General features: G+C 48.0%; 4 tRNA genes and 2 rRNA genes. All 6 read right to left on the reverse strand.

The window, feature by feature from the left end:
- Positions 1 to 1,154 (reverse strand): 23S ribosomal RNA (locus C9J48_RS27510); the annotation flags it as partial.
- A gap of 285 nt (positions 1,155 to 1,439) precedes the next feature.
- Positions 1,440 to 1,515, reverse strand: a tRNA-Ala gene (locus C9J48_RS27515).
- 64 nt (positions 1,516 to 1,579) lie between these two features.
- A tRNA-Val gene (locus C9J48_RS27520) sits at positions 1,580 to 1,655 on the reverse strand.
- Positions 1,656 to 1,685: 30 nt separating this feature from the next.
- Positions 1,686 to 1,761: transfer RNA gene (locus C9J48_RS27525), tRNA-Lys, on the reverse strand.
- Between the two features lie 4 nt (positions 1,762 to 1,765).
- Positions 1,766 to 1,841: transfer RNA gene (locus C9J48_RS27530), tRNA-Glu, on the reverse strand.
- A gap of 97 nt (positions 1,842 to 1,938) precedes the next feature.
- Positions 1,939 to 2,052 (reverse strand): 16S ribosomal RNA (locus C9J48_RS27535); the annotation flags it as partial.

A 2,052-nucleotide genomic window follows, 5' to 3' on the forward strand; every position in this document is an offset into this window, starting at 1 on the left:
ATTGCCGCAGCTTCGGTGTATAGCTTAGCCCCGTTAAATCTTCCGCGCAGACCGACTCGACCAGTGAGCTATTACGCTTTCTTTAAATGATGGCTGCTTCTAAGCCAACATCCTGGCTGTCTGAGCCTTTCCACATCGTTTCCCACTTAGCTATAACTTTGGGACCTTAGCTGGCGGTCTGGGTTGTTTCCCTCTTCACGACGGACGTTAGCACCCGCCGTGTGTCTCCCGGATAGTACTTACTGGTATTCGGAGTTTGCAAAGGGTTGGTAAGTCGGGATGACCCCCTAGCCTTAACAGTGCTCTACCCCCAGTAGTATTCGTCCGAGGCGCTACCTAAATAGCTTTCGGGGAGAACCAGCTATCTCCAAGTTTGATTGGCCTTTCACCCCTAGCCACAAGTCATCCGCTAATTTTTCAACATTAGTCGGTTCGGTCCTCCAGTAAGTGTTACCTCACCTTCAACCTGCCCATGGCTAGATCACTTGGTTTCGGGTCTAATCCTAGCAACTGTACGCCCAGTTAAGACTCGGTTTCCCTACGGCTCCCCTAAACGGTTAACCTTGCTACTAAAATTAAGTCGCTGACCCATTATACAAAAGGTACGCAGTCACCCAACAAGTGGGCTCCTACTGCTTGTACGTACACGGTTTCAGGTTCTATTTCACTCCCCTCACAGGGGTTCTTTTCGCCTTTCCCTCACGGTACTGGTTCACTATCGGTCAGTCAGGAGTATTTAGCCTTGGAGGATGGTCCCCCCATGTTCAAACAGGATATCACGTGTCCCGTCCTACTCGATTTCACGGTAAAAGCGTTGTCGGTTACGGGGCTATCACCCTGTATCGCTGTACTTTCCAGTACCTTCACCTAACGCTAATGCCGCTTAAGGGCTAATCCGGGTTCGCTCGCCGCTACTGCCGGAATCTCAATTGATTTCTCTTCCTCGGGGTACTTAGATGTTTCAGTTCCCCCGGTTCGCCTCATAACGCTATGTATTCACGTTATGATAACTGCTTATGCAGCTGGGTTTCCCCATTCGGAAATCCTAGTCTCAAGTGATTTTTACTATCTAAACTAGGCTTATCGCAAGTTAATACGTCCTTCATCGCCTCTGACTGCCAAGGCATCCACCGTGTACGCTTAGTCACTTAACCATACAACCCCAAGAGGTTTCGTATGGCAACAACCAAGGTTTCTCTCTAAAAAGAGAGGATTTGTTTTCGCCGGACTCTTACACAAGACACTTGAATGTGTGTTTGTTTTGAGAACTCGTTTTTATCTTTCGATAAAAACATTTGTAATTCAATCATTCGATTGAATTTACTAGTCAGCTTTCCAGATTGTTAAAGAGCATGTGTTCTTCTATCTCTACAGAGACAAATAATCCACTTTCTAATCACACTCAACTCTATATTAAGAGTAAAAATGCATTTAGAAAGTGGTGGAGCTATGCGGGATCGAACCGCAGACCTCTTCGCTGCCAGCGAAGCGCTCTCCCAGCTGAGCTATAGCCCCAATATAACTGGGTGGTGCTTATTCTTCTCAACTTAATCTTGTAATCAAGATTTAAGAGAAAGAATGGTGGGCGATACCGGGCTCGAACCAGTGACCCCCTCCTTGTAAGGGAGGTGCTCTCCCAACTGAGCTAATCGCCCTCCGATATTTTACATCCTCAAAGGAGAAGATGGTGGGTCGTGTAGGATTCGAACCTACGACCAATTGATTAAAAGTCAACTGCTCTACCAACTGAGCTAACGACCCAAAGTGGCGTCCCGTAGGGGAGTCGAACCCCTGTTACCGCCGTGAAAGGGCGGTGTCCTAGGCCTCTAGACGAACGGGACTTAGTTTTCTGCCAGCGTTGTTGGGCAACGCTAGCGCTCTTTTACATTTCGACCAAGCAATCTGTGTGGACACTGCATCAAACTATAAATCTTTAGGTAAGGAGGTGATCCAGCCCCAGGTTCCCCTAGGGCTACCTTGTTACGACTTCACCCCAGTCATGAACCACACCGTGGTAAACGCCCTCCCGAAGGTTAAGCTATCTACTTCTGG

The organism is Photobacterium profundum (assembly GCF_003026285.1).
In the GTDB taxonomy this organism is placed as follows: domain Bacteria; phylum Pseudomonadota; class Gammaproteobacteria; order Enterobacterales; family Vibrionaceae; genus Photobacterium; species Photobacterium profundum.